The following is a 26,769-nucleotide window of genomic DNA, read 5'->3' on the forward strand; positions in this document are numbered from 1 at the left end:
TATAGCTCAGCTGGGAGAGCGCTTGCATGGCATGCAAGAGGTCCGCGGTTCGATCCCGCGTAGCTCCACCAAATTCTTGTTACAAGAAGCAATAAGGCCACCGCATCGCGGTGGCCTTTTTGTTTTCTCCATCATTTATTTTCTCCATACGTCCGCGCCTTTCATTTGTAAATCCAATGACCTGAATGAAAAAGCCCGCGAGAGTCGCGGGCTTTGCTTGCACTATTCAAATGCGCCTGTGGTTAACGGCGACGTCGCCAGGCCAGTGGCAACAGGGCTAGCAGGCCGAGTCCCAGCGCACCACCGCCTGAGGAGGTGTCCGGTTTGGTGGCATCGCTCTCCAGTCTCAGGTCGACGATGATGGGATCATGGTCGGAGGCACTGAAGGGGTTGTCAGACTTGAGCAATGTGCCGGTGTACTGGCTGCCGTATTCGAACAGGGAGCTCTCGAAGGAGTTGATGTGCCAGTCGGCGACACCTGCCACCTTGCTGGCCAGCGCCGGGTTGGCGAGGGCGTAGTCCAGGGTGCCCAGCTCCCCGTCGTAGCTGTAGGAGATGGCTTTCTCCTTGTTGAATTTGACGTTGAGATCGATCAGGCCGTAGCTGCGAGTCACTTCGCGACCGAGCTGTTCATAGGGCTGCTCACCGATAAAGGTGTGGGAGGCCGATACGATCTTCCGCTCGCTGGTGGCCGGGTTGTAGTCGGTCAGCACCCGGATCGGATCTTCCTTGGCGTAGGAGTTGAAGTCGCCCACCAGCAGCACCTGGCCCGGCAGTTTGCTGACCGCCTCACCCAGCACCTTGGCGGCAGAGACCCGGAACTCGGTGCACTTGCCCTGCAGGTCGGCCGGTTCTGTCTTGCCATCGCCATTTTCGTAGCAGCCTGACCCCTTGGATTTGAGGTGGTTGACCACTAGCGTCAGCGGCTCCTTGCTCTTGGCGAGGGTGAAGGTCTGAACCAGAGAATCGCGCTGACCGGCTGTCTTGGCCACACCACCTGTGGTGTAGCGCTGCTCCGGCAGCTTGATGACGCTGGCATCTCCGCTGGGGGTGAGCAGGGCAGGACGGTAGATCATCGCCACCATGATGGCGTCTCCGCCGAAGAACTTGCCATCGGTAAGGGTAGTGACCGGCAGACGCACATAGGCGTAGTGTTTGCTCGCATCCTTCTGCTGTTCGTTGAGGCGGGTCACCAGATTGTTGAGGGCCGAGTTATCCTCGAAGCCGTTGTTCTCCATCTCCATCAGGCCGAGCAGATCGACATCCATTGCGGTAATGGCATTGACGATCTTGGTGCGCTGCTTCTCGAACTCGGGCTGGCTCTTGGCACCCCGGTTGCAACCTTTGGCGTTGTCGGCATCCGCCTGATCCTTGCACAGGATATTGAGTGCGCCGCCAATGCTGGAGTGACTGGTGAAGTAGTTGAGTACGTTGAAGCTGCCGATCCGCAGATCGCTGCCAGCGAGGCGAGCTGGCGCGTCTTGACGATCCTCTTCAGGGCTACGCAGCAGAGCACCGGCAGTCAGGGTGATATCGCTCGGTACTACCAGACGGAAGGCATCCTTGTTGTATACGATGACCCCCTCCAGCCCGGTCAGTTGATCACCGATGCGCAGATATCCCTGATCGGCATCCCAGCTCGGGAACCAGGGCAGTACGCCATCCGGTGCTTTGTAATCAGACTCAACCACCAGACGGTTGCTGCCATTTTGGGTGGCCAGTGCGACAGCGTCCGCACTGTTGGCAACATGAAGTTGGGTCGGTTTGATCAGCGGGGTTTTGTGGGCCAACTCTACGTTGTTGCGATAGACCTTGTAGTCGAAGCCATAGTTGCGGGTCAGGTGCAGGTCACTGCTGCTGTCGAGACGTACCCGCATCCCTTCGTGGCGATTGAGCGCTTGAGCCAGCGTCTCCCCTTCATTGACCTGCAGTACGCTGGTCGGCACCGCCAGTCCTTGCGCTGTGACCTGCAGGCGGGCTTTGCTGGATTCGAAGGTGGGTTTGAGCTGGGTGCCGCCGTAATACTCCTCGACCTTGGCTTCAAGGCAGAGTTCTGCCCCCGGTTTGATGTCGGCATAGTTGGTCGCAAACTCCTTGTCGTTCAGATAGACAAAGATGCCATCAGAGGTGGCCGGATTGCCATCACCCACCGGGTCGGTCAGATAGAAACCCTTGGTCAGACTTTGGCCCAGCGTTGTCACGATACCGCGAACGTTGAAGGTGCCCGTGCTGATTTTACCGGTCACATTGCCGTTCTTGTCGGTCACGGTCTGGGTGGCCAGCGCGCTGGCGGAGCCTGTGCCCTGAATGGTCGGGATGGGGGTGAGTTGAGCCGGATCGGACGGGCAGACAAATGCCGCATGGGCACCTGAGGATGCAAGTGCCAGCCCCACGGCCAGCGACAGCAGGGTACGAGTACCTTTCATAGGTGTTCCTTTTTTATTTTTGCCAGTGATTCCATAGCCTTGGCTCGTTGACCAAGGGCGCGCATTGTCACATTTCTGGCATGTCATACCAGTGAGCCAACGCACATTCCAGGGATACAAACGAGCGCAAAGCAGCTTTTTTTGACTTGGCTAACATCTTGAAGTTACTGATAAAAGACCTATCAAGTGCGTCGGTGAGAAAGTGTGATCCTGCCGGCAACCACATATTTTTCTTCGAGAATGAAGATTGAGACTCAGCTGGTTGATTCCTATACTCGGCTTGTTCCTCACGGAACCCAGGTAAAGGGCAAACCGGTCGAGATGCCGGGACGCAATGCCTCCGGTCTTCAGAGCGTGCGATCCAGATAGCGGGGCTTCCCAGGGTGAGGGTGACGTTTGTGGCAGGTCCATTGCCAGTTGTCTGCGCCCATCACGCAGGTTGCGCTTGTTCTTTGCCTTGGTGACCAATGCCAAGACAAAACAAGGAAGATAACAATATGCAACAGACCCTAAGGCCCAGCAGGCTTGCCATGCTGGTGGCTTTGGCTGCCATGCCCGCCTGGGCACAGGCCGCCTATCCCGCCTATCAGGCCGGTACTGCCTACAAGGCCGGCGACATCGTCAGCAACGTCGGCAATCTCTATGAGTGCAAAGAATTTCCCTACTCCGGCTGGTGCGGGGCCTCGCCCTATCACTACGCTCCCGGAGTGGGTGTGGTCTGGGCCGATGCCTGGAAGCTGTATGGCGGGGACGTGCCGCCACCGGCACTCGGCGTAGCCGTCAGCTCGCCAGCTGCCGGCGCCAGTTTCAACGAGGGGGCCAGCGTCGCGCTGGCGGTGACCCTGAGCGGCCCGGTGACGGCGCTGGTTCGGGTGGAATACCTCATCAACGGCAAGCTGGTCGCCACGGCGAGCGCCTCGCCCTGGAACGGCAGCTGGAGTGCCGCCGGTGTCGGCGCCCATGCCCTCAAGGCACGGGCACTGGATAAAGATGGCAAGGTGCTGAGCGAGGCGGATTCGAGCTTCAACGTCGCCGCCGTGGTGGCGCCGGAGGCGCCCAAGGTGAGCATCAGCAGTCCGGCCAGCGGCGCCAAGGTGACCCTGGGTCGCAGCGTGGCGGTGAGCGGCAACGTCACCGATGCCAACAACGACGTCGCCAAGGTCGAGCTGTTCGTCGATGGCAAGAAGGTGGGCGAAGACACCAGTGCCCCCTGGCAGGTGAACTGGACGCCCCAGAGCAAGGGGCTGGCCGGCCTCAAGCTGGTGGCGACCGACAAGGAGAACCTGAGCGGCGAATCGAGCCAGGTCGACGTACAGGTGGAAGAGGCAGCCCTGCCGCCCACCGGCGGCAACCTCTCCTGCGACATTCGCCAGATCTACCGCCCGGACGGCTACGAGTGCATGGGGGATGACCACGCCCGTCGGGTCATCGGTTATTTCACCTCCTGGCGTACCGGCAAGAACGGCTTGCCCTCCTATCTGGTGAGCGACATTCCCTGGGACAAGATCACCCACATCAACTATGCCTTCGCGGCGGTGGACGAGCAGAGCCACACCATCAAGGTGGACGATGCAGCCACCAAGATGACCTGGGATGGCGTGCCGGGTGCCGAGATGGATCCTGAATTCGCCTACAAGGGCCACTTCAACCTGCTGTCGAAGTACAAGAAGCAGTATCCGGACGTGAAGACCCTGATCTCGGTCGGCGGCTGGGCCGATACCCGCGGCTTCTACACCGCCACTACCAAAGGCGACTGCTCGGTCAATACTGCCGGTATCAACACCCTGGCTGACTCGGCGGTGAGTTTTATCCGCCAGTACGGTTTTGACGGGGTCGATATCGACTACGAATACCCCACCTCGATGAAAGATGCGGGCAACCCCAACGATTTCCCGCTCTCCAACCAGTGCCGGGCCAAGCTGTTTGCCAATTACGAGGTGTTGATGAAGACCTTGCGGGCGCGGCTCGACAACGCCGGTAACGAAGATGGCCGCAAGTATATGCTGACCATCGCCTCACCGGCCTCGGCCTATCTGCTGCGCGGGATGGAGAACTTCCAGGTCACCCAGTACCTCGATTACGTCAACCTGATGACCTATGACTTCCACGGTGCCTGGAACCACTTTGTCGGTCACAACGCGGCCCTGTTCGACAACAATGCCGACCCCGAGCTCTCCCACTGGGGCGTCTATACCCAGACCCAGTTTGGCGGTATCGGTTACCTCAACGCGGCCTGGTCTGCCCACTACTTCCGCGGTGCGCTGGCGGCTGGCAAGATCAACGTTGGCGTGCCCTATTACACCCGCGGTTGGCAGGGGGTGAGCGGTGGCAGTCATGGGCTGGGTGGCAAGGCAGCCCTGCCGAGCCAGAACGAGTGCCAGCCGGGCACAGGTGGCAGCACCATTCCGTGCGGCAACGGGGCGGTCGGCATCGACAACATCTGGCATGATCTCGACAAGAACGGCAAAGAGATCGGCGGTGGCGCCGTGCCCATGTGGCATGCCAAGAACCTGGAGCATGCGGCCAGCCTCGGCATCACCACATTGCCAAGTTATGGCACTGCCTGGGGTCTGGATCCCAACAATCCGGCTCACGTGATGCAGGGCAAGTATGTGCGTTACTACGATGACAAGGCCCACGCGCCCTGGCTGTGGAACGAAGAGAAGAAGGTGTTCCTCTCAACCGAAGATGAAGAGTCCATGGGCCACAAGCTCGACTACATCATCAAGCGCGGTCTGGGTGGCGTGATGTTCTGGGAGATGGCGGGTGATTACGCCTTCGATCCGGCCAAGAACGAGTACGGCATGGGCAGTACCCTGACCACCCTGGCTTATGAGAAGTTTGCCAAGGCAACTCCGTACAACACCAAGCAAAACGATCTGGCCGCGCCGAGCGCCCAGCTCGACATCCAGGTCAGCCTCTCCGGCTTCAAGGAAGGGGACTCCAACTATCCGATCAACCCGAAACTCAAGCTGGTCAACAAGTCGACCCAGACCATTCCGGGCGGCGCGCGCATCGAGTTTCTGGTGCCCACCTCTACCTCTGACACCATCACGGATCAGAGTGGCATGGGCCTGAAAGTGGTGGAGAGCGGTGGCAACGACAACTCGGAAGGCATTGCCAATGAGAAGGACTTCCACAAGGTCGCCATGAACCTGCCGGGATGGCAGACCCTGGCACCGGGGGCCGAGATTGAAGTCGCCATGACCTACTACCTGCCCGCCGCTGGCGTGCCAAGCGGTATGCGCATCATCAGCGGCAGCCAGACCATTGGTCTCAAGGCCGAGTTCCCTACCCTGCCGGAGGCCGTGCTGGGCTCGGGTGGTGGCGAGAATCCGGGCACCAGCTGCAGCAGCCAGAACGTCAATCCGGCGGCCTACAAGGCCTATCCGAGCTGGCCGCAGGGGGATCATGCCAATGGCGGAGATCGCATCACCCATAACAAGATGGTGTGGCAAGCAAACTGGTGGACCAGCAGCGAGCCCAAGGCAACCGATGGCAGCTGGAAGTCTGTCTGTAGCTATTGATTTTAAAATCAATGAGATAAGTGAGGCTTCGGCCTCACTTTTTTTGTCTGGTTGGTCGCTCTGGTTGAAAATGCGCCTGCCTTTCCTGGCGGGCAGCCTCTATAATAGAGTCGATTAATAATCAGATGGATATCAGCGTATGGCGAGTATATTGGATTCCGTTGATCAACGAACTCAACTGGTGGGGGAAAACCGCCTCGAGTTGTTGATGTTTCGTCTCGGCACCCGTCAGATGTTCGCCATCAACGTCTTCAAGGTACGGGAAGTGGTCAAGTTGCCCCATCTGAGCAAGATGCCGGGCTCCCATCACAATATCAGCGGGGTGGCCAATATCCGCGGTACCTCGATCCCGGTGATCAACCTGCGCAGCGCCATCGGCATGCGTCCCATGCCCATCGACAGTGAATCCAACCTCATCATCACCGAATACAACCGTACCATTCAGGGCTTTCTGGTGGGGCAGGTGGCCAACATCGTCAACATGACCTGGAAGGATATACTGCCGCCGCCGCGCTCCGCCGGGCGCGCCAACTACCTCACCGCCATCACCCGCATTCCCGAAGATGGAGTGGAGCAGATCGTCGAGATCATCGATGTGGAGAAGGTGCTGGCGGAGATCATCACCTATGACATCCGCATCTCCGAGGAGGTGCTGGACCGGGAGATCCTGCCCGAGATGCATGGACGCAAAGTGCTGATCGTCGATGATTCCAGCACCGCCCGTACCCAGGTGCGTGAGACTCTTGGCCAGCTGGGACTCGAGGTTATCGAGTGTCAGGATGGCTTGCAGGCGCTGACCCTGCTCAAGGGGTGGTGCGATGCTGGCAAGAAGGTGACCAACGAGATCCTGCTGATGATCACCGATGCCGAGATGCCTGAGATGGACGGCTACCGGCTGACCCACGAGGTGCGCAGTGATCCGCGCATGTCCGATCTCTTTATCACCCTCAATACCTCCCTGAGCGGCAACTTCAACGAAGCCATGGTCAAGAAGGTGGGTTGTGATCGCTTTATCTCCAAGTTCCAGCCCGACCTGCTGGTGGGCGTTGCGCAGGAGAGGTTGCGTCAGGTGTTGGGAAACTGACCGATACCAATCCACTGGTGAACCATAACAACGGGAAGCTCGGGAGATGCCGTAAGCGCCGGTAACTCTCTGGCACCTATTCCAATACTGCCAAATCCCCATTCTGGATGTTAAACGGCGAATATTTGTTCTGGCTGCTGATGATGGCGCCATCGTCGAATACCTGCACCACTTCGAACAGGCCGTCGGCTGGGTTGCGCATCATGCGGGACTTGCCGTAGGAGTCGATGAAGTCGGCGTTGTGCTGGATCCTGAACTGGTCGCCGAGTTTGACGCCGTTGCGCCGCCCCAGATTGATGTAGGGGCCACGTTCGTTCTGGCCTACCACCCGGGCGGTGACCGGGGCGCAGGTGAGCTGGGCTACCAGATCTTGAGCCGCCTGCTGCAACTGGTAGTTGACCTCCTGGCCATAGCTCGATTGCCAGAACTGGCCGCTGCTGCTGCCCACCTGTTCCCGCTTGCCAAAGGTCCAGGTGGCACGTCCTTCGTAGACCTTGCGGTTGATCAGACTGCCGTTAATACCGTCGAACAGGTAGAGCTGCATGCGAAAGTTGCGCACCGGATCCTCATACCAGCTGGTCAGCTGGTTGCCCTGCGGCTCTATGGAGAGATCGTCGATGCTGCCGAGCACCAGATACTGGCTGTCGGTACGCAGGCTGAGCGCCTTGATCTCCTCGAGGGCGCTGCGATCTCCCTGTTGCAGATGGAGCGGATCGATGCGCAGGTTTTCATCCAGCCACTGGCGCACCGCGACCCCTTGCGGCGCATTGGCGAGGGTCTCGAACAGTCGTCGCGAGAGGTTTTCCGGCATGTCGTCCATGGCGCCGTAGCTGGCTTGGTCCGGATAGCGCATTCGCAGCCTGACCAGTGTCAAATCCTTGGCGAAGTGCTGGGTCTGGCAGATCTGGCGTTCGGCCTGAATGTCGGCCACTAGCGTGATGTACATGCGGCCGTTGCGCACCTCTTCCCGCTTGAGCCGGTATTGGCGAATGTCGCCGCCGGAGCGGATCTGGATCTGCTCGGATCGCAGGCTGCCATTTTCCAGACGCTGGACGCTGGAAACGGCCGCGCCGCTGGCCAGCAGCGCCTGACGCAGGGCGTCGCGGGTCGCCTGCTCGCGGGCATAGACCTCATCGCCCCCCAGAATGGCGGCGCTGCCCTGCGCTTCGATAAGCTCGGCTCGGGCGCTCAGGCTGGCCAGCAGCAGGGTCAACAGCAGCGGTAATTTCATAGCAGATACCTTGATTAGGCGACTCGCAGCCTCTTCTCTTGAAGAGATCATGGCGGGCCGACATGGATCACAACAGTTGTTCGATGGCGTTTTTCTGACCATCCGCCAGAGATTGGCTTAACAACGAGTGTTTCAGCAAGAATCATGCCTCATTCCCGGCTCAAGCTTTGTCCGGCGCGTCCGATAACAAATCAGGTGCAGATACAGGAAAGGTATCCATGAACAAACTCATCACGGCGTTGGCGCTCGCCCTGGCATTGACCGGATGCGGCTCCGACCCTATCAATCGGGATCTGGGTGACCCCCGCCAGGCGGCGCAGGGGATGGAGCTCAACTGGCTGGTGGCGCGCATGACCGATCAGTTGATGGAGCGCAAATCACTGACCACCCTGACCGAGCCCATCGCGGTGGCCTCTTTCGTCGATCTCGATACCCTGCAGGATACCAACTGGATGGGGCAGCAGATTGAGGAGAGCTTTATCTACGAGCTCAACCGCCGCGGCGAGGTGGTGGTGGACTTCAAGCTGACCGGTAGCATCAAGGTGACGCCGCAGGGGGACTTCGTGCTGAGCCGCAACTATAAGGAGCTCTCTTCCCGTTTGCCGATCTCCCGCATTCTGGTCGGCACCTTCAGCCGCAACAGCAAGGGGATCCTGGTCAATGCCCGCGTTATCGACATGCGCACCAAGATGGTTGAGACCACGGCCCAGAGCCTGATCCCGCAAAAATATCTGTTCGGTGCTAACAACTCGTTTGGTCGGGCATCGATCAATCGCGGTTATCTGATGCGTGACAGTCAGGCCCGGCCGGGCGGTCATCTGGTCAACCTGACCCCGTGAGGAGCGAGTCATGAAGATCCTGTTTGGTTGCCTGTTGGCACTCTTGCTCACCGGTTGCAGCGGCAACCGGGTGGTGGATTACACCCAGGGTGGCAAACCCGATGATTTTCCGGTGCTCAAGGCGGTGGGCTATGCGGTGATCGACATCCAGCCCGGTCCCTCCCAGTCGGAGAAGATGCTGCAAGCCATTCGCGCTTCCAAGATGGATGCCTATCGCGAGCTGGCCGAGCAGCTCAATGGTCAGCAGGTGCGCGGCCAGAGCAGCTATCGTGACCTGACCCAGACCTCCAACTCGCTGGATGTGTCGGTCGCCGGTGTGGTGCGTGGTGCCCGGGTGGTGGCCTCCTATCCGCGCGGCAATACCTATGCCACCGAGATGGAGCTCGATACCCGCGCCCTCTACAACATCAATCAGTTGATGGCGGGTCAGTTCTGAGTTGATTGCCTGACCTGAAAACAGGCATCAACACAGGCATCAAAACAAAAGGCGAGCAGTGTGCTCGCCTTTTGTCGTTGTGGGCTGGTTAGCTCCCCATCAGCACCGGCGGCACTGCGGTGGGTTTCACATCCTCGCTCGGGTAGCAGCCAAGCACCTTGATATAGCGGGTGATCTTGGTCAGCTCCACCAGTGCGGCCTGCATCGCCGGGGTTTGCAGGTTGGCGGAGACATCGAGATAGAACATCTCTTCCCACGGGTTGCCCTGCACCGGACGGGACTCCAGTTTGGTCATGTTGATCTCGTGGCTGCGCAGTACCAGCAACGCCTCGACCAGCGAACCCGGCTTCTGGGAGGTGGACATGATGAGGGTGGTCTTGGCCGGGATCTGCGGTGCCACATCGATGGGCTTGCGCGCCACCACGATGAAGCGGCTGTAGTTCTCTTTCTGGTTGGCAAGCTGCTCGGCCAGCACATCCAGACCATACAGTTCGCCACCGGCGGCGCTGCCGATGGCGGCGGCCTCCGGGCTGGCCAGTTCTTTCACCTTCATCATGGCACTGGAGGAGGAGTCGCAGATCTCGTGGCGTGCCCCTTCCAATTTGCTCAGATAGTGGGAGCACTGCTGGAACACCTGCGGGTGGGCATAGAAGGTTTTGATGCGACTCAGCTCGGTCGGCACGGCGGTGAGGATGCAGTGCTCGATGGGGTAGGTGAGCTCGCCGACGATGGAGAGGCTGGTGTGTTGCATCACGTCATAGACTTCGTTGATAGAGCCAGAGCTGGTGTTTTCGATGGGCAGCACGCCGAAGGCGGCGCGACCCGACTCCACCGCATCCAGTACTTCACGGAAGTTCTGGCAGTTTACTTCGATCACCTGATCCTTGTAGCGCGCCAGATATTTGCGGGCGGCCAGGCTGGAGTAGGAACCGCGCGGCCCAAGATAGGCGACGCTGGTCATCGGCTCCTGCTGCTCCGGGTTGAGCAGGCTCTGCAGATAGGCCTGCTGGGAGAGCACTGAGTCTTCGATGATGGTGTGATAGATACGGGTGATGTACTGGGCATCCAGCCCCAGCACGCGCCCTTTCTGGATCAGGGCGACCAGCAGCTCCTGCTCCCTCTGGTGGTCACGGATGGGACGCGGGTTGGCTTGCTTGGCACGGGCGACCTCGATGCTGAGGGTCTTGCGTTTCGCCAGCAGGGCAAGCAGCTCCTGATCCAACCGGGTGATGTCTTGTCTGATCTCGTCGAGCGTTGCCATGATTGTTCCCTATCCAAGTAATCGATTGATATTAATGCAAAAAAAAGCCTCCGCTAGGGGAGGCTCGATTCGTCTTTGCTTTCTGTTCACACGACGACAGGCCTTCCCTCAAGCGGGCCGGATAAACGAGAAAGCAAAGAAGAATGGTGCGTGCATAGGTGTGTCCTTGAAGTAACGTCATAACCATTAAGGGATTTGCCGGTCTGATGCAAGTAAAACTTGCCCGCGGGCGGGGATGGGGGCAGGGTATCCGGTTAAGAAAATGGCGTATGAGCGATGTTCTATTGACTCTGTTTTGATGACTGACACCCAGTGGGGGAGGTAAAGACGATGGCGATTATTTTCGATCTGGGACGGGTGGTGGTGAGCTGGGATCCGGTAGACATAGTGCGTTCCGTGCGTGGCCCGCAAGGGGCCGAACAGTTGGCCGAGCGGCTCTTTAACCACCCGGACTGGCTGGAGGTAGACAGAGGCACCATGTCGCTCCACACCATGGCCCGGGAAGCGCAAGCGCGCACAGGCCTCTCGGCGGCACAGAATCTGGCCATTTTACAGGCAGTTCCCGCTTCCCTGCTGCCAGATCCCGCTATGCTAACCCTGATAGCCGAGCTGCACGGGGCGGGGCACACTCTGTATGCCCTCTCCAACATGGGTCATGCCAGCATCGACTGGTTGGAGCAGCATCAGGATTTCTGGCGCTTCTTCAGCGGCAAGGTGGTCTCGGCGCGGGTGCGGATGATGAAGCCGGAGCCGAATATCTACCGCTATCTGCTGGTGTCGTTCGATCTGAAACCGGCAGAGTGCATCTTCATCGATGACAGTCCTGCCAACATCGCGGCCGCCGAGGCCCTCGGTATCAGGGGGATCGTTTTTACCGACGCGGCGAGTTGTCGTCAGCAACTGGGTGAGCTGGGCTGTTTGCCCGCCACCGGCAAGGGGTGATGCCCCTTCAGGAGCACTATGGAGCATGGCCGGTTTCGCAATTGGCTCAGTCATTATCCCGAGGCGACCCTGATCATCGCCTGCAAGGATGGCAGTGGTTATCAGCTCTGTATCGAGGCGGAAGGGGAGTACCTCTGTCTGACCGACAGCGAGGGGGAGCACCTGACCTTCACCTCGCTGGATCAGGCGCAGGGCTTTTTGCGAGCCCATCGGGTACATCAGGCCAGATTGCGAGTGTATGACGCTCAAGGTATTGATTTTATGGATGAATCACGGGAAATAATCATCAAGTTTTAATTTTAACCTGACACTGTAAGGGCCTATTCAGCTTATTTCCCGCACAATAAGCCACCTGTTTATCATCCGGAGCTGTTTAATGGATGCCAATGTTGTTGTCTTGAATCAGGGATATGATCACTCTTTTCAAGCTAGGGAGCTGCAGCTGATTGAGCGACTGGCAAATTTTGACGAGCTGATAGTCTCTTTTTCGGGACGGTTGGAATCCTGTTACAGCATCGATTTGTGCCGTGCTGCCGGTGTGAAAATCCACGCAATTACCCTCGATAATCCGACCCGCAGCCGCAGCGAAGTGGCCCGAGCCCGCCGTTATTGCCAGCGTTATGGCATCGATCACTGGGTCATCAAGAGTGACGAAATCATCTTTTGCGATCGCCTGCCGAATATGGAGGGGTTGATCGATCCGGTTCGCCGCATTGGTGAGTATGTGCAGGCTCGTCCGGAATGGGCTCATCTGCCGTTGCTGGTTCCGGCCGCGGTGGAGGAGCGTGATGACTATCTTGCCCAGTTCGGCTCACTGCCTGCCAACACCATCTGGTTTTTTGCCGATAACGGGGTGATGAGCCGTGATTTTCGCTATGGCTTCAACAAGCGTCAGCTCGGTCGTTGGGGCAAAGGGAGCAACGGTTGCCTCAGCAATCGCTTCACCAATCCACGGCAGTTGAAGCAACGTTATCTACGAATGGTGGATCAGGCCGAACAGATGCTGGCCGACATGGGGCTGGATGAGGCGCAGGTCTTTTTCCATACCCTGTGCGACTGCTCCACCACCCTGGCCCGGGTGCGTCTGCCCGAGCATCAGCGTGCTCAGGCCTTTGATATGCAATCGGATATTCTCTCTGCCCTCAAGAGGACCGAGTTCGATCTGGTGACTCTGGATATGGCGCACAAAGAGCGGCACGATCTTGCCATCTAGCCCGTGGGCAAGCGACGCCGGAGCCAGAACGTGAGTGCTGTCATAGGCAAGGGGTGGCGGGACTGTTTATACTGTCGCCCTTTCACCTGTTGCCGAGCTTCGCCCTATGAAACCCTTCTCCCGTCTGCTGATTGCCCTGTGCCTCTCCCCCGTGTTGGCGCAGGCAGCCCCTCTTTCTCAGGTGACGCTGCCCGATGGTCGGCAGGTTCAGCTCAACGATGACTTTACCTGGGAGTATCTGGTGGTCAAACCGGCCGAGTCCGTACAGGGCGTGGCTGCTGATGGGAAGGCTGGGGCCGTGGTGGCCGTTGCTGCTCCGGTGCTGACCGATCAGGCCAAGGCCAATCCGGAGCTGCTTGCCCAGATGGCACGCGACGGTGTGGTGGTCAAGCTGGACAAGATCGAGGGATCTGACCCGCTGGTGCTGACCTTTATGGTGAGCAATACCGGCACCCGCAATGTGGTCGGGGTGCGTGGCATGGTGACCCTGTTCAGTGCTGATGGAGTGCAGCTGAGCCGTCAGGAGGCCCGTTTCTGGGTTGCCGAGAACCGCCTGCCGGAGACCTATCTGCGCAAGGGGCAAGTCCGTCCGTCGTTGGCCCTCGAGATCCCCCGTCCTGCCGGATTGACCGGGCAGCCCTTGGTCAGGGTCGAAATTGATGAGGTGGTCTTCCGCTGATTTGGTGTTGTCCGGCCCATGCAAACCGATTGGGCCGGCAATTTGTTACCCCTGACATCTCGGGAAATATCTGCTTACATCTGACATGGTTTTGCAACAGCTTGCCGCTCGGCAAGCCGGGATGCTGACCGCACAATGACTCCATACCAGCTCGCTAGCAACGGGCCCAATCACATGGAGTTATCATCATGAAAAAAGCAACTGTATCTCTTCTGGTTCTGGCCGGTTTCGCCTCTACTTCCGCTCTGGCACAGGATGCGTTCAGCTACGCAAAGGGCGGTTTGACCTGGGCGCACACCAAGTCTGATTACCTTAGCCAAGACAGCGCTGCATTTCCCCGTGATGCTGCCAGCAAAGGTACCCGTGATTTTGGTGGTCTGAGCCTGGACCTCTCAAAGAGCTTTGGCTCCAACTTCTACGGTCGTGCCGGAACCGAATTCACCTCCCGCAACGACGGCAATGACAGCATGTCCATCTCCAGCCTGGGTATCGGTGTCTTTACCCCGCTGAGCACAGGACTCAATCTCTATGGCGAAACCGGTTTGATGGGCTATCAACTTGAGCGTGAGCTGGCCAAGAACAACAAGGGATGGGACGAAGTGGCTCGCAAGGATAGTGGCAGCATGTACGGTGAAGTGGGTCTGCGCTACGACATCGGCGACATCGAGCTTTCCACGGCTTACCGTTACGCCAACATGACCGATGATATGCATGACTTCAAGGTAGGCGGTGCTTACAAGCTCAACCAGAACTGGGCGCTGACTGCCGACTACACCTATCGCAGCTGGGATCTGCAGAAAGGCTCCATCTCCAGCCTGGGTGTGAAATACAGTTTCTAATCCCCCTTCCAGTAGTCCGTAGTGTCTTGATTTTTACCCATGGCGTTCGCCATGGGTTTTTTCGTTTTCCAGTGATCTCTTTTTTCTCCTTGTGTCGTATCAGTCGGCGATAGTTATACAACTTCCATTTTTTTGTATAACTGCTATAACTGAATCAAGGTTTATACAAGGAGTGCCATCATGTACAAGATTAAAGTCGGTATCAGTGCTTGCCTGCTGGGACAAGAGGTGCGTTTCGACGGGGGCCACAAGCGCTCCAGCTTCTGCGAACGGGATCTTGGCGCTCACTTTGACTATCACCCCGTCTGTCCCGAGATGGCTATCGGTCTGGGGGCGCCTCGCGCCGCCATCCGGCTGGTCAAGCGCAACGGCGAGATCCGTGCCGAGGCGAGCAATGGTAGCTTCGATGTCACTGAAAAGCTGATTGCGTTCAGCGAGCAGAAGGCACGCCAGCTCGACTTCATCTCCGGCTATATCCTCTGTGCCAAATCACCCAGCTGCGGTATGGAGCGGGTCAAGGTCTATGGCGCCAACAATGAGGGGAGCGCCAAGGAGGGGATCGGCCTCTTTGCCAAGGCGTTGATGGAGGCCAACCCCCTGTTGCCGGTGGAAGAGGATGGCCGGCTCTGTGATCCCATCCTGCGGGAGAATTTCGTGCTGCGGGTCTTCGCTTACCACGACTGGCAGCAGCTCTGTGCGCGTGGTATCACCGCCTCTGCGCTGATCCGCTTCCACTCCCGCTACAAGTATCTGGTGCTCTCCCACGCCACCACCCACTACAGGGCGCTCGGCAAGCTGCTCGGCAATCTGGGCAAGTCCACCAATTTGCAGGAGGTGGCCGACAACTACATCAAGGGATTGATGACCGCGCTGACCCTGCGGGCCAACCGTCGCAGCCACACCAATGTGCTGATGCACCTGCAGGGCTACTTCAAGCGGGTGCTGACCCCGGCCCAGAAGCAGGAGCTGGCCGATACCATCGACAAGTACCGCACCGGCATCTTCCCCTTGCTGGTGCCGCTCACCTTGATCCGCCACTACCTGCGCGAGTACCCCAATCCCTATCTCGCCGAGCAGGTTTATCTCAATCCGCACCCCGATACGCTCAAATTGCGTTACGGGCTCTGAATCCGTTCTGTTGCCCCGGCGCATGGTTTGCATCGGGGCGCTTTACACCTCTGTTTGATGGACGTTGTCATGTCTGATTTATCGCAAGAAGTTGCTCCTCTGGCTGATGAGGGGATCTACCCCATTCGCGAGGTCTCCCGTCTCACCGGCGTCAACGCCGTGACCCTGCGTGCCTGGCAGCGCCGCTATGGTCTGGTGCAACCGGCCCGCACCGAAAAGGGCCACCGCCTCTACAGCGAGCAGGATATCCGCCAAATCGGCGAGATCCTGAGCTGGCTGGAGCGGGGTGTGAGTATCGGGCAGGTGAAGGGGCTCCTGAGCGAACCCCATTCCGAGCCGGTGAGCGATCACTGGCAGCAGACTCTGGAGCAGTTCAGTCAGGCGTTACTCGCCTTCAACCAGCGCAAGGCGGAGGCTGAGCTCAACGATTTGCTGGCTAGCTACCCGTTCGAGCTGGTGCGCAGCCGGGTACTGCAACCGCTGGTGGAGCGGCTGCTGGGGTTGTGGCGCGAGCGGCCCGATGGCGAGCTGCTGCAACAGGTGTGGCTGGGCTGGTTCCATACCCGCTTCGCCCGCCACCTGATCGAGCAGGAGAAGGGCGTGCCGATCACCTTGGTGAGCTGGGGACAGGTCGGCCCCCTCGATCTGGTGTGGGCCGCTTACGAGCTGATCGGTCAAGGCTATGAGGTGCAACTGCTGGGAGCGGTAGAGCCTCGCCATGCCAGCTTGCTGGAGGGGCGTGCCGTTACCCCCTGGCTGGTACTGCTGGGAGCTGGTCTTGGCAAACCGGAGCTGGCCGCCGGGTGGCCTGCAGGCACGCGCCTGTTTGGCGAACTGGGCCGTCTCTACGATGATGAGTGGCTTAAAGCCCACGGCTGGCAGGCGAGCCTTGCCGAGCTGATGGTGGACGCACCTGCTGCGGCTGGTGCCAGCGGACGCGGGAGGAAAAAATCATGAAGCTGGTCTGGTTGCGCAACGATCTGCGCCTTGCCGACAACCCGGCGCTACGGCATGCCTGCGCCGGTGATGAGCCGGTGGCCGCGCTCTTTATCATCTCTCCCACCCAGTGGCGGCAGCACAAAATGGCCCCGATTCGTCAGCGCTTTATGTTGGCGCAGGTCGATGTGCTGGGCCGCGAGCTGGCGGCCCTCGGCATCCCGCTCCATCTGCTGCGAGTGGAGACTTTTGCCGAGGCGCCCGCTGCGTTGGCAGACCTATGCCGCGAGCAGGGGGTGACCCAGCTCTATGCCAATCAGGCTATCGAGATCGACGAGCAGCGTCGCGACCACGCTGTCAGCGCCGCGCTGGCAGAACAGGCGGTGAGTTGTCACTGGCTCAACGGCTGTTGCGTATTGCCGCCGGGGCGGGTGCTGACCGGCTCGGGTGAGATGTTCAAGGTCTTCACTCCTTTTAGCCGTGCCTGGCTCAAGGCCCTCGACGAGGAGGGGTTTGTCATTCATCGCGCGCCCACTGCTCGTGGTGAGCCGCTGCCGTGGCAGCCGCTGGCCGAGCGGGACTTCGTCGATGCCGCCCTTGGCGAACTGACGGCAGACCCCCGCTGGCCTGTGGGCGAGGTGGAAGCTCTGCGTCGTTTGAACATTTTTCTGGAGCAGGCGGTGCTCGACTATGGCGAGACCCGGGATTTTCCTGCCATCGCGGGCACCTCTGTGCTTTCCCCCTATCTGGCGGCGGGCATCATCAGTCCTCGTCAGTGTGTGGCGGCGCTTCAGCAGCGGCTTGGCTATCGGCCCCAGTCCAAGGCCCAGCCCGGCTTTGTCTGGCTCAATGAGCTCATCTGGCGTGAGTTCTATCGCCACCTGCTGGTGCTGATCCCGACCCTCTCCATGAATCGCCCCTTCAAACCAGAGACGGCAGCCTTGCCGTGGAGCTGGGACCCGGATGCCTTCGCCGCCTGGTGCGAGGGCCGTACCGGCTACCCCATCGTTGATGCAGCGATGCGTTGTCTCAACACCACCGGCTGGATGCACAACCGGCTGCGAATGATAGTGGCGAGCTTTCTCACCAAGGATCTCCATATCCACTGGCGGCTCGGGGAGGATTACTTCATGAGTCGACTGATCGACGGGGATCTGGCAGCCAACAACGGTGGCTGGCAGTGGGCTGCAGGCACCGGTGCCGATGCCGCCCCCTACTTTCGGATCTTCAACCCCACCACTCAGGGGCAACGATTTGATCCACAAGGGGAGTTTATCCGTACCTGGGTAACTGAACTTGCCGATATTCCTGCCGCTTATGTGCATCAGCCCCACGACTGGCTGCGACTCAAGGGGCGACAGGATTATCCGGCACCCATGGTGGATCACGCCGTTGCCCGGGTGAGAGCCATCGAGATGTTTCGCTCTCTGGAGAAATAGGATGAACGAGCCGCTGGCCCGCTTTATTGGCCTCTATCAGCAACTGGACAAACAGCAGTTGCATCGCTTGCCCGAGGTCTATGCCGAACAGGTGCTCTTTATCGATCCGGCTCACCGTATCGAGGGGCTGGCGGCCCTTGGCGACTATTTTGCCGCCCTCTATCAGCGTCTCGCCTACTGCCGTTTCGTCATCACCAGTCAGCAGCAGCAAGGGCCACAGGCCTGGCTCGGCTGGACCATGACCTTCTCTCACCCCAGATTGCGTGGTGGTGAGCCGGTGACGGTGGAGGGGGCCACCCGCCTCGAATTCGACGAGGCGGGCAAGGTGTGCCAGCACAGGGACTATTTTGACCTGGGCGCCATGCTCTACGAGCAGTTGCCGTTGCTCGGGCCAGTGGTTCGCAGCATCAAGATGAGGCTTGGCGCATGAGCGGCCGAGTGCTTATCACAGGCGCGACCTCCGGCATAGGTCGCCAGTTGGCGCTGGATTACCGGCGCGCCGGCTGGCAGGTGTGGGGTTGTGGCCGCGATGGCGAACGGCTGCAGGCGCTGGGGCTGGATGGCGTCACTCCGCTGCAGTTCGATGCCCGTGATCTGGCCGCAATGAGCGGGATAGCCGCTACGCTGCCATCCCTCGATCTGCTAATCCTCAACGCAGGCAACTGCGAGTACATGGATGTCGGCGAGGGGTTTGACAGCGAGCTGTTTGCCCGTGTCATCGACACCAATCTGACCGCTACCGGCCATGCGCTGGCCGCCTTCTTGCCGTTGCTAGGGGCTGGGTCACGGCTGGCCATCGTCAGTTCGTCGGTGAGCTGGCTGCCGCTGCCACGAGCCGAGGCCTATGGCGCCTCCAAGGCGGCCCTCGACTATCTGGCGGATACCTTGCGCCTCGATTTGGCCAGCAAAGGGATCGGGGTGACCCTGATCCGCCCCGGCTTTGTCCAGACGCCGCTCACCGCCAAAAATGATTTTCCCATGCCCTGTCTGGTGACGGTGGAGCAGGCCTCCCGCGCCATCATGGACGGGCTGACCGCTGGTCGTCACCAGATCCACTTTCCCCGCCGTTTCATCTGGTTGCTGCGCCTACTTGGTGCGCTGCCGGTGGGGCTCTGGCTGCGCCTTGGCCGCGCACTCGTATCGAAAGGAAGCCATTCATGAAGAAAAAGATCGCCATCGTCGGTTCAGGGATCTCGGGGCTCACCGCCGGTTTTCTGCTCCACAAACTCCATGACATCACCCTGTTCGAAGCGGCGCCGACCCTGGGTGGTCACACCGCCACCGTCGATGTGAATCAGGCTGGCCGCAGCTATGCCATCGACACCGGCTTTATCGTCTTCAACGATCGTACCTACCCCAACTTCTTGAAGTTGCTGGCGCGGATTGGCATGGCGCGCCAACCGGCCGAGATGAGCTTCTCGGTAAAGAGCCCGGAGGGGCTGGAGTACAACGGCCACAATCTCGATACCCTGTTTGCCCAGCGCAGCAATCTGCTGAGTCCGCGCTTCTATGGCTTTGTCGCCGAGATCTTGCGGTTCAACCGGGAGGCGCGGGCCTGGCTGGCGGATGGTCAGCATCAGGGGGCTGGCCCCGAGCTGACGCTGGGGGATTTTTTGCTGGCGGGGGAGTTTAGCGACTACTTCGCCCGCCACTACATCTTGCCGATGGGGGCGGCGATCTGGTCATCGACCCTGGCCGATATGCGCGCCTTCCCCCTTGGCTTCTTCCTGCGCTTTTTTGCCAACCACGGCCTGCTGGATGTGGCCAATCGCCCCCAGTGGTACGTGATCCCGGGTGGCTCGCGGGAATATATCGGCCCCCTTACCGCGGGTTGGCAGTCGCAGATCCGACTCGCCTGTCCGGTGCAGAGCGTTCGGCGGGACGCGGATGGCGTTGTGATCCAGAGCAGTTACGGCGAGGAGCGGTTTGACGAGGTGATCTTCGCCTGCCACAGCGATCAGGCGCTGGCGCTGCTGGCGGATCCCGGCGAGCGGGAGCAGGCCATCCTCGGCGACATGCCCTATCAGGCCAACGATGTCTGGCTCCATACCGATGCTCGCTGCCTGCCCACCCGTCGCAAGGCATGGGCCAGCTGGAACTATCAGCTCGATGGCAACGATGAGACACGGCCGCTGGTGAGCTACAACATGAACATCCTGCAGGGGGTGAACTCGCCGGAGCCCTTCTGCGTCAGCCTCAACCCCAAGGGCAAGGTGGATGAGAGCAAGGTGCTGCGCCGCTTCGTCTACCACCATCCGGTGTTCAATCAGGCCTCTATCGCCGCCCAGCAGCGGCGTGCGGAGATCTGCGGCCAGCAGCACACCCACTTCTGCGGTGCCTACTGGTACAACGGCTTCCACGAGGATGGGGTGCGCAGCGCGCTGGATGTCGCCAGGCGCTTCGGGGCCGAGCTATGAATGGCGCCACCGTGGCCACCGAACATGAGGGAGCCGACGAACTGGCTGGTGTTACCAGCGCCATCTGGCAGGGTTCGGTGCGCCACCGCCGTTTCGCGCCGCGGCCCCACGCCTTCTCCTACAGCCTCTTTATGCTGGGACTGGATCTCGACGAGCTGCCGCAGCTCGATCAGGGGCGCTGGTTCGGGGTGGAGCGCTCGGGGCTGCTCTCGTTTCACCGCCATGACTATCTCAAGGGCAGCGAGGGGAGCCTCAAGCAGGCGGTGTGGCAGAAGGTGAGCGAACTGGGGGGCGATGCCGACCCCGAGGGGCGGGTGCTGCTGCTCGGCAATGTGCGTTGTCTGGGCTTCTACTTCAGTCCGGTCAACTTCTACTTCTGCTACCGGCAGGGCGAGGCGCGCTATCTGCTGGCGGAGGTGTCGAACACCCCCTGGAACGAGCGTCACTACTACCTGCTGGATCTGGCGGCGCTGGCGCCCCATGACAAGGATTTTCACGTCTCCCCCTTTATGGGGCTGGCGATGCGTTATCACTGGCGGATCAGGCCGCCCGCGCAGGAGACACTGATCCATATCGAGAGTCATCCCGTATCCGGTGAAGCCAAGCTGTTTGACGCAACCCTGGCGCTCACTCGCGAACCCTTGTCGCGCAAGGGGCTGGTGGCCCTGCTGGCCCGCTGGCCCTGGATGACCATGAAGGTACTGCTCGGGATCTACTGGCAGGCCCTGCGTCTTTTTATCAAACGAACCCCGATTTTTACCCATCCGGAGAGCCGCTAATGGAACTTGCTCAATCAACCCTCTCTGCCTCTTTCATCGACAAGGGGGCAAGGCAACTGCTGCTCAATCTGCTGGGTCGCCTCGAACATGGCCAGCTGCTGCTGCGGGATGGCGGTGAGCGCCACAGCTTTGGCGTGGCGGGCACCGATCTGCATGCCGAACTGGTGGTGCAGGATCCGGCCTTCTATCGTCGCTTGTTGCTGGGAGGCAGCATCGCCGCTGGGGAAACCTGGGTGGAGGGGCTCTGGACCAGCCCGGATCCGGTGGCGCTGGTGCGGCTGCTGGCCCGCAACCTGACCCTGCTCGACTCCCTTGAGCGGCGCCTCGGCTGGCTCAGTTTCCCGTTCAATAAGGTGCGCCACTGGCTTAATCGCAATACCCTGACCGGCTCGCGCTCCAACATTGCCGCCCACTACGATCTCGGCAATACCCTCTATCAGGGGTTTCTCGACAGCCATATGCAGTACTCGAGCGCCATCTACCCGAGCGCCGACGCCACTCTGGAAGAGGGGCAGCAGGCCAAGCTGCGTACCATCTGCGAGCGGTTGGAGCTGGGCCCTGACGATCATCTGCTGGAGATCGGCACCGGCTGGGGCGGCCTCGCCGTCTATGCCGCCCACCACTATGGCTGCCGGGTGACCACCACGACTATCTCCCGGGCCCAGCATGACTACGCCAAGGAGTGGATTGCGCGGGAGGGGCTGGGGGATCGCATCACCTTGCTGCTGGAGGATTACCGCAAACTGGAGGGGACGTATGACAAGCTGGTCTCCATCGAGATGATCGAGGCGGTGGGGCACGCCTTCCTGCCCGACTATTTCCGCCAGCTGTCGCGGCTGCTCAAGCCCGGTGGCCGTCTGCTCATTCAGGCCATCACCATCGCCGATCAGCGCCATGCCCAGTACTTGCGCGGGGTCGATTTTATCCAGCGTTACATCTTCCCCGGTGGCTGCCTGCCGAGCGTCTCCCAGATGGCGGGGTTGCTGGCGCGTGAGACCGACATGCAGCTGGTGCGGTTGCACGATCACGGTCATCACTATGCCCGTACACTGGCTCACTGGTGCGAGCGGTTTCTGGCGTTGGCACCCGAGCTGCCCAAGCTCGGTTACAGCCAGGATTTCATCCGGCTGTGGCACTTCTACTTTGCCTATTGCGAGGGGGGATTCTGGGAGCGCAGCATCAGTCTGGTGCAGCTGGAGGCCGCCAAGCCGGGGCCCGCTGGCTGGTCGGGTGATGTGCCAGTAAGCGGTCACTGACCATGTGGCAGTGGGCTCACCTGCTGGGGTTCAACCTCTACTGGTTGCTGGCGGTGAAGTGGCAGCAGCCGGGCCCGCTGCTGGCAATGTTGCTGCTGCACTTTCTCTTCTCACCCAGCCGCCAGCGTGACTGGCGGCTGCTTCCCATCGCGGTCGTCGGCTGTCTGCTGGATGCCCTGCTCTGGCAGCTCGGCCTGTTCCGGTTCCCGTCCGGTTTTCCCCTCTGGCTGGTGCTGCTCTGGCTCGGTTTTGCCCTGACGCTGGCCCACGGTATGCGCTGGCTGCTGAGCTTGCCTCGCTGGCAGCAGGCGCTGTTTGGCGTATTTGGCGGCACCTCCTCCTATGTGGCGGGGGCCGCCATGGGGGCAGTAAACTTACCCTGGGGCATCTGGATCAGCACGGCGCTGCTGGCAGTGATCTGGATGTGGTGGTTACCCGTACTCCTGTGGGTAATGGTCAAGCTGGAGGGTGAGTCATGACAAACACCTTTTCGACCGACTCGTTGCTTTTTTCCAAATGGACCAAAGAGGGCCAGCATGAGCTCGCTGATCGCTTCTATCTGGTGGTTGCCTGCCAGCGGAACGCGAAAGGGGAGCTGATGCAGGTGGTGATGCAGGATATCAACACCCTGCAGGAACAGGAGATGGACTGGCATGAACTGGAAGACCCCAACCACTGGCATATGGGGTGGAATTAACCCGCTGATGCTGGCGTTTGCGCTCTTTGCTGCAACCGCAGTGCAGGCTTCTGCCGCCCCCTGGCAGCAGTTGCGCCCGGTCGGGCAGGGGGAGATGAACTGGCTCTGGTTCAAGCTCTACGATGCCACCCTCTACAGCGCGAGCGGGCGCTATCAGCCCGGTCACTATCCACAGGCTCTGACTCTCACCTATGCCCGATCCATCGAGCGGGAAGATCTGCTGAGCGCCACCGCCGCCGAGTGGCAGCGGCTAGGTCTTGGCACTGACGCCGAGCGTCAGCGCTGGCTCGGCCAGCTCGCTGCACTCTGGCCCGATGTGCAGGCAGGCGACAAGCTCACCTTCTATGTCGACAAGGAGGGGGCAGGCCACTTCTGGTGGCAGGAAAAACCCCTCGGCACTCTGGCCGATCCGCAATTCTCGGCCGCTTTTCTCGCCATCTGGCTGGCTGACAACAGCCGCGATCCCGCCCTGACCCGCCGCCTGCGTGGCCAACCCTGAACATGGAGTTTCCAATGTTTTTCTATCGTGCATACCGCTGGTTGCTGTTGCTCCCTTTTTTGCTGCTGAGCGGCTGTGGTGCCAGTCTCGATGACTATCGGGGGCAGGGGCCAAGCTGGGATCTCGCCCGTTTCTTCAACGGTAAATTAGTGGCTCACGGCCTGGTAACCGACCGCAGCGGCGAAGTGACCAGTCGCTTTCGGGTCGAGATGGTGGGTCGTTGGAAGGATGGCAAGGGAGAGCTGTTCGAGCAGTTCTACTTTGATGATGGCCGCCAGCAGACCCGTACCTGGTATCTGAGCAAGGGGGTTGACGGTCACTGGCGAGGTACTGCTTCCGATGTGGTGGGGGAGGCGATGGGTAAAAGCCAAGGGTTTGCCCTCAACTGGCATTATCAGCTTGATCTGGCGCTGCCGGATGGCGAGGTAGTGCGGGTGAGCTTCGATGACTGGATGTATCTGCTGGACGAAGATCGTCTGATCAATCGTGCCGAGATCAGCAAGTTCGGTATCCATCTTGGCGAGGTGATCCTCTATATCGAACGTCAGCCTGACCGTTAACGCAAGATAACGCCCAGTAAAAAGCGCGCCGATGGCGCGCTTTTGTTTATCGAACAATCAGAGTCATCAGATGATGCGGTTCTCTTCCAGCATCTTGCGACGGGCCTCTTCCTTGGCCATCTTCTTCTTGCGATTGTCGCAGGGCTCGGGGCAGTCGCACTCTTTCTCGATGCCAACGCTTCCCAGACCGCCACAGGAGCCGGAGATGGATTTTTTCTGGAAGATATAGCCGATAGCCATGGCGGCTATCACCAGCATGAATACCCCGAAGGTGATCAGAAAAACCTGCATCTATCCTCCCTATTTCCTGACCAGATACTGTTTGAACGCATCGGAGTAGGCCTCTTCAAAGCCGTTGTCCGTCTTGGTGATCACGAAGATCGCCAGGCCGCGCTCTTTGGCATAGGCCAGGCTCTTCTCCGGTCCCATTACCATGAATACGGTCGCCAGCCCGTCTGCGGTCATGCAGGAGGGGTGGATCACGGTGACCGACACCATGCGGTGCTGGATTGGCTTGCCGGTGCGTGGATCTATGGTGTGGGAGAAGCGCTGGCCATCCATCTCATAGTAGTTGCGATATTCGCCCGAAGTGGCCACTCCGTTGTCACCCGGAACGATCACCTCCTGCACCGAACCGGCATTGGCTGTCGGCTTTTCGATGGCAACGCGCCAGGGGTGTCCCTTGCCGTTGACGCCATTGATCCGCAGCTCGCCGCCGATCTCCACCAGATAGTTGCGCGCACCCAGAGACTCCAGATACTCGGCCACCTTGTCGACACCAAAGCCCTTGGCAATGGCGGAGAGATCAACGTAAAGATCCGGGATGTCCTTTTGCAGGGTGTCGGCATCGACCGAAGTGATGACGTGCAGGTTGCCCAGGCCGGTCTTCTGACGGGTCTGGGTGATCAGCTCCTCTGATGGCATCTTGGTCGGCCGTTTGTCCGGACCGAAGCCCCACAGATTGACCAAGGGGCCGACGGTGACGTCCAGCGCCCCCTGGCTCTCACGGCCAATATGAATGGCTTCTGTAATGACCCGCGCGGTGTCCCGCGATACCACTACCGGTGTCGAACTGTGGTGCTGATTGAAGCGCGACAGTTCGGAATCGGGGCGATAGGTGGACATCTGATCGTTGACTCGCTCCAGCAGTACATCGACCTCGGCCTGAAACTTGGCTGCATCGCTGATGACGTTGTCCGCCACCTTGATGGAGTAGTAAGTGCCCATGGTGCTGCCGGTGATATGGATCTCCGGTTTCGACTGGACCGTGCTTTCCTGACCGCACCCTGTCAAGAAAAAGGCTAGCCCGAAGGCTAGCCAGGTCTTTACAACGCTGTTCATGGATTAACCACCAAAGTCATCCAGCAGGATGTTTTCGTCCTCAACGCCCAGATCTTTGAGCATGTTGATGACGGCTGCGTTCATCACGGGAGGTCCACACATGTAGAACTCGCAATCTTCCGGCGCTTCGTGGTTCTTGAGATAGTTCTCGTAGAGCACGTTGTGGATGAAGCCGGTGTAGCCATCCCAGTTGTCTTCCGGTTGCGGATCGGACAGGGCTACGTTCCAGGTGAAGTTCTCGTTCTCGGCCGCCAGCATGTCGAAGTCTTCGACATAGAACATCTCGCGTTTGGAACGGGCACCGTACCAGAAGCTCATCTTGCGCTTGGACTTCAGGCGACGCAGCTGGTCGAAGATATGGGAACGCATCGGCGCCATACCTGCACCACCACCGATGAATACCATTTCGGCATCGGTATCCTTGGCGAAGAACTCACCGAACGGACCGGAGATAGTCACCTTGTCGCCAGCCTTCAGGCTGAAGATGTAGGAGGACATCTGTCCCGGAGGGGCAGTCCAGTTGCTCGGGGGCGGGGTCGCGATACGCACGTTCAGCATGATGATGCCGAACTCTTCCGGATAGTTTGCCATGGAGTAGGCACGGATGATCGGCTCATCGACCTTGGACTCCAGCTCAAAAATCTTGAAGCGATCCCAGTCACCGCGATACTCCTCGGGAATATCGAAGTTCTTGTAGTAGACATGGTGAGCCGGCGCTTCGATCTGGATATAACCACCGGCGCGGAACGGTACGCTCTCGCCATCGGGGATCTGCAGCTTGAGCTCCTTGATGAAGGTGGCCTTGTTATCGTTGGAGATAACAGTACATTCCCACTTCTTCACCCCGAAGATCTCTTCCGGCAGTTCGATGTCCATGTCGCCACGCACGGTGACCTGGCAGGCCAGACGCTCGCCGTGACGGGCTTCACCCTTGCTGATGTGATCCAGTTCGGTCGGCAGGATGTCGCCGCCACCGGATTTCACCCGTACCTTGCACTGGCCGCAGGAGCCACCGCCGCCACAGGCGGAAGAGACGAAGATACCGTTGCCGGCGAGTACGCCGAGCAGCTTGCCACCGGCCGGGCTGGTCACAGCCTTGGCCGGGTCACCATTGATGCTGATTGTCACGTCGCCCGCGGTCACCAGCTTGGACTTGGCGAACAGAATGACTGCCACCAGTGCCAGCAGGATCACGGTAAACATGACCACACCCAAAATAATTTCCATCTATCGTTCCTTT

General features: G+C 59.7%; 27 protein-coding genes, 1 riboswitch and 1 other annotated feature. Of the genes, 21 read left to right on the forward strand and 6 right to left on the reverse strand.

The window, feature by feature from the left end:
• Window positions 1–242: 242 nt before the first annotated feature.
• Window positions 243–2,426: an ExeM/NucH family extracellular endonuclease gene (locus G5182_RS11670; RefSeq protein WP_421209776.1), complete on the reverse strand. Its 2,184-nt coding sequence runs from the start codon at window positions 2,424–2,426 to the stop codon at window positions 243–245.
• A 296-nt stretch (window positions 2,427–2,722) separates the two neighbouring features.
• Window positions 2,723–2,808: riboswitch (cyclic di-GMP riboswitch) on the forward strand.
• 115 nt (window positions 2,809–2,923) lie between these two features.
• On the opposite strand from G5182_RS11670, the gene G5182_RS11675 reads away from it, so the two are divergent.
• Window positions 2,924–5,953 carry a glycosyl hydrolase family 18 protein gene (locus G5182_RS11675; RefSeq protein WP_421254401.1) on the forward strand — a complete coding sequence of 1,010 codons (3,030 nt, stop codon included), beginning with the start codon at window positions 2,924–2,926 and terminating at the stop codon, window positions 5,951–5,953.
• A 139-nt stretch (window positions 5,954–6,092) separates the two neighbouring features.
• Window positions 6,093–7,037 (forward strand): chemotaxis protein CheV, encoded by a 945-nt coding sequence (locus G5182_RS11680; protein WP_421254402.1) that lies wholly within the window; start codon window positions 6,093–6,095, stop codon window positions 7,035–7,037.
• Between the two features lie 76 nt (window positions 7,038–7,113).
• On the opposite strand, the gene G5182_RS11685 is transcribed toward G5182_RS11680, so the two are convergent.
• The gene (locus G5182_RS11685) at window positions 7,114–8,268 is read right to left on the reverse strand and encodes a flagellar assembly protein FlgT (RefSeq protein WP_421254403.1); all 1,155 of its coding nucleotides are present in this window, start codon (window positions 8,266–8,268) and stop codon (window positions 7,114–7,116) included.
• A 218-nt stretch (window positions 8,269–8,486) separates the two neighbouring features.
• Between G5182_RS11685 and G5182_RS11690 the strand changes: the two genes are divergently transcribed.
• Both G5182_RS11690 and G5182_RS11695 read left to right on the forward strand, forming a co-directional pair.
• Window positions 8,487–9,107 carry a FlgO family outer membrane protein gene (locus tag G5182_RS11690; protein WP_216979356.1) on the forward strand — a complete coding sequence of 207 codons (621 nt, stop codon included), beginning with the start codon at window positions 8,487–8,489 and terminating at the stop codon, window positions 9,105–9,107.
• A 10-nt stretch (window positions 9,108–9,117) separates the two neighbouring features.
• Window positions 9,118–9,543, forward strand: coding sequence for an LPP20 family lipoprotein (locus tag G5182_RS11695; protein ID WP_005338717.1), 426 nt, complete (start codon window positions 9,118–9,120; stop codon window positions 9,541–9,543).
• An 88-nt stretch (window positions 9,544–9,631) separates the two neighbouring features.
• On the opposite strand, the gene pheA is transcribed toward G5182_RS11695, so the two are convergent.
• Entirely contained in the window at window positions 9,632–10,804 is a 1,173-nt protein-coding gene (gene pheA / locus G5182_RS11700; protein ID WP_005343631.1) for a prephenate dehydratase, read from the reverse strand.
• Window positions 10,805–10,842: 38 nt separating this feature from the next.
• Window positions 10,843–10,964, reverse strand: a sequence feature (Phe leader region).
• Between the two features lie 170 nt (window positions 10,965–11,134).
• On the opposite strand from pheA, the gene G5182_RS11705 reads away from it, so the two are divergent.
• From G5182_RS11705 to G5182_RS11785, 17 genes are all read left to right on the forward strand, one after another.
• Window positions 11,135–11,746, forward strand: coding sequence for an HAD family hydrolase (locus tag G5182_RS11705; protein ID WP_216979355.1), 612 nt, complete (start codon window positions 11,135–11,137; stop codon window positions 11,744–11,746).
• A gap of 18 nt (window positions 11,747–11,764) precedes the next feature.
• Window positions 11,765–12,043 carry a DUF6482 family protein gene (locus G5182_RS11710; RefSeq protein ID WP_216979354.1) on the forward strand — a complete coding sequence of 93 codons (279 nt, stop codon included), beginning with the start codon at window positions 11,765–11,767 and terminating at the stop codon, window positions 12,041–12,043.
• Between the two features lie 79 nt (window positions 12,044–12,122).
• Complete coding sequence (locus tag G5182_RS11715) at window positions 12,123–12,959, forward strand: hypothetical protein (RefSeq protein ID WP_216979353.1); 837 nt, start codon at window positions 12,123–12,125, stop codon at window positions 12,957–12,959.
• Window positions 12,960–13,065: 106 nt separating this feature from the next.
• Entirely contained in the window at window positions 13,066–13,638 is a 573-nt protein-coding gene (locus tag G5182_RS11720; RefSeq protein ID WP_216979352.1) for a DUF3157 family protein, read from the forward strand.
• A gap of 188 nt (window positions 13,639–13,826) precedes the next feature.
• Window positions 13,827–14,477: a porin family protein gene (locus G5182_RS11725; RefSeq protein WP_216979351.1), complete on the forward strand. Its 651-nt coding sequence runs from the start codon at window positions 13,827–13,829 to the stop codon at window positions 14,475–14,477.
• A gap of 180 nt (window positions 14,478–14,657) precedes the next feature.
• Entirely contained in the window at window positions 14,658–15,605 is a 948-nt protein-coding gene (locus tag G5182_RS11730; protein ID WP_005343644.1) for a YbgA family protein, read from the forward strand.
• Window positions 15,606–15,674: 69 nt separating this feature from the next.
• Window positions 15,675–16,562: a MerR family transcriptional regulator gene (locus G5182_RS11735; protein WP_421252010.1), complete on the forward strand. Its 888-nt coding sequence runs from the start codon at window positions 15,675–15,677 to the stop codon at window positions 16,560–16,562.
• A complete protein-coding gene (gene phrB / locus G5182_RS11740) occupies window positions 16,559–17,980 on the forward strand; it encodes a deoxyribodipyrimidine photo-lyase (RefSeq protein WP_335875243.1) in 1,422 nt (473 codons plus the stop codon). The genes G5182_RS11735 and phrB overlap by 4 nt, the downstream gene beginning before the upstream one ends.
• Before the next feature lies 1 nt (window position 17,981).
• Window positions 17,982–18,410: a nuclear transport factor 2 family protein gene (locus G5182_RS11745; RefSeq protein ID WP_128816284.1), complete on the forward strand. Its 429-nt coding sequence runs from the start codon at window positions 17,982–17,984 to the stop codon at window positions 18,408–18,410.
• Complete coding sequence (locus G5182_RS11750; RefSeq protein ID WP_201945729.1) at window positions 18,407–19,141, forward strand: SDR family NAD(P)-dependent oxidoreductase; 735 nt, start codon at window positions 18,407–18,409, stop codon at window positions 19,139–19,141. Before G5182_RS11745 ends, G5182_RS11750 begins: the two co-directional genes overlap by 4 nt.
• A complete protein-coding gene (locus tag G5182_RS11755) occupies window positions 19,138–20,397 on the forward strand; it encodes an NAD(P)/FAD-dependent oxidoreductase (RefSeq protein WP_216951914.1) in 1,260 nt (419 codons plus the stop codon). Before G5182_RS11750 ends, G5182_RS11755 begins: the two co-directional genes overlap by 4 nt.
• Window positions 20,394–21,176 (forward strand): DUF1365 domain-containing protein, encoded by a 783-nt coding sequence (locus G5182_RS11760; RefSeq protein ID WP_421252008.1) that lies wholly within the window; start codon window positions 20,394–20,396, stop codon window positions 21,174–21,176. The genes G5182_RS11755 and G5182_RS11760 overlap by 4 nt, the downstream gene beginning before the upstream one ends.
• Window positions 21,176–22,432: a class I SAM-dependent methyltransferase gene (locus tag G5182_RS11765; protein ID WP_421249724.1), complete on the forward strand. Its 1,257-nt coding sequence runs from the start codon at window positions 21,176–21,178 to the stop codon at window positions 22,430–22,432. The genes G5182_RS11760 and G5182_RS11765 overlap by 1 nt, the downstream gene beginning before the upstream one ends.
• A 2-nt stretch (window positions 22,433–22,434) precedes the next feature.
• A complete protein-coding gene (locus tag G5182_RS11770) occupies window positions 22,435–22,911 on the forward strand; it encodes a DUF2878 domain-containing protein (RefSeq protein ID WP_421236219.1) in 477 nt (158 codons plus the stop codon).
• A complete protein-coding gene (locus tag G5182_RS11775) occupies window positions 22,908–23,129 on the forward strand; it encodes a TIGR02450 family Trp-rich protein (protein ID WP_421231403.1) in 222 nt (73 codons plus the stop codon). Before G5182_RS11770 ends, G5182_RS11775 begins: the two co-directional genes overlap by 4 nt.
• Complete coding sequence (locus G5182_RS11780; protein WP_421231402.1) at window positions 23,086–23,628, forward strand: chalcone isomerase family protein; 543 nt, start codon at window positions 23,086–23,088, stop codon at window positions 23,626–23,628. Before G5182_RS11775 ends, G5182_RS11780 begins: the two co-directional genes overlap by 44 nt.
• A gap of 14 nt (window positions 23,629–23,642) precedes the next feature.
• Window positions 23,643–24,188: a DUF3833 domain-containing protein gene (locus G5182_RS11785; protein WP_421231401.1), complete on the forward strand. Its 546-nt coding sequence runs from the start codon at window positions 23,643–23,645 to the stop codon at window positions 24,186–24,188.
• A 66-nt stretch (window positions 24,189–24,254) separates the two neighbouring features.
• On the opposite strand, the gene nqrM is transcribed toward G5182_RS11785, so the two are convergent.
• Genes nqrM through nqrF form a run of 3 tightly spaced genes read right to left on the reverse strand, consistent with a single transcriptional unit; the run spans window position 24,255 to window position 26,756 of the window.
• Entirely contained in the window at window positions 24,255–24,479 is a 225-nt protein-coding gene (nqrM, locus tag G5182_RS11790; protein ID WP_216951909.1) for a (Na+)-NQR maturation NqrM, read from the reverse strand.
• Between the two features lie 9 nt (window positions 24,480–24,488).
• The gene (locus G5182_RS11795; RefSeq protein WP_216951908.1) at window positions 24,489–25,529 is read right to left on the reverse strand and encodes an FAD:protein FMN transferase; all 1,041 of its coding nucleotides are present in this window, start codon (window positions 25,527–25,529) and stop codon (window positions 24,489–24,491) included.
• A gap of 3 nt (window positions 25,530–25,532) precedes the next feature.
• Window positions 25,533–26,756 carry an NADH:ubiquinone reductase (Na(+)-transporting) subunit F gene (nqrF, locus tag G5182_RS11800; protein WP_216951907.1) on the reverse strand — a complete coding sequence of 408 codons (1,224 nt, stop codon included), beginning with the start codon at window positions 26,754–26,756 and terminating at the stop codon, window positions 25,533–25,535.
• Window positions 26,757–26,769: the final 13 nt, after the last annotated feature.

Source organism: Aeromonas sp. 600948, from assembly GCF_049174875.1.
Lineage (GTDB): Bacteria > Pseudomonadota > Gammaproteobacteria > Enterobacterales > Aeromonadaceae > Aeromonas > Aeromonas veronii_A.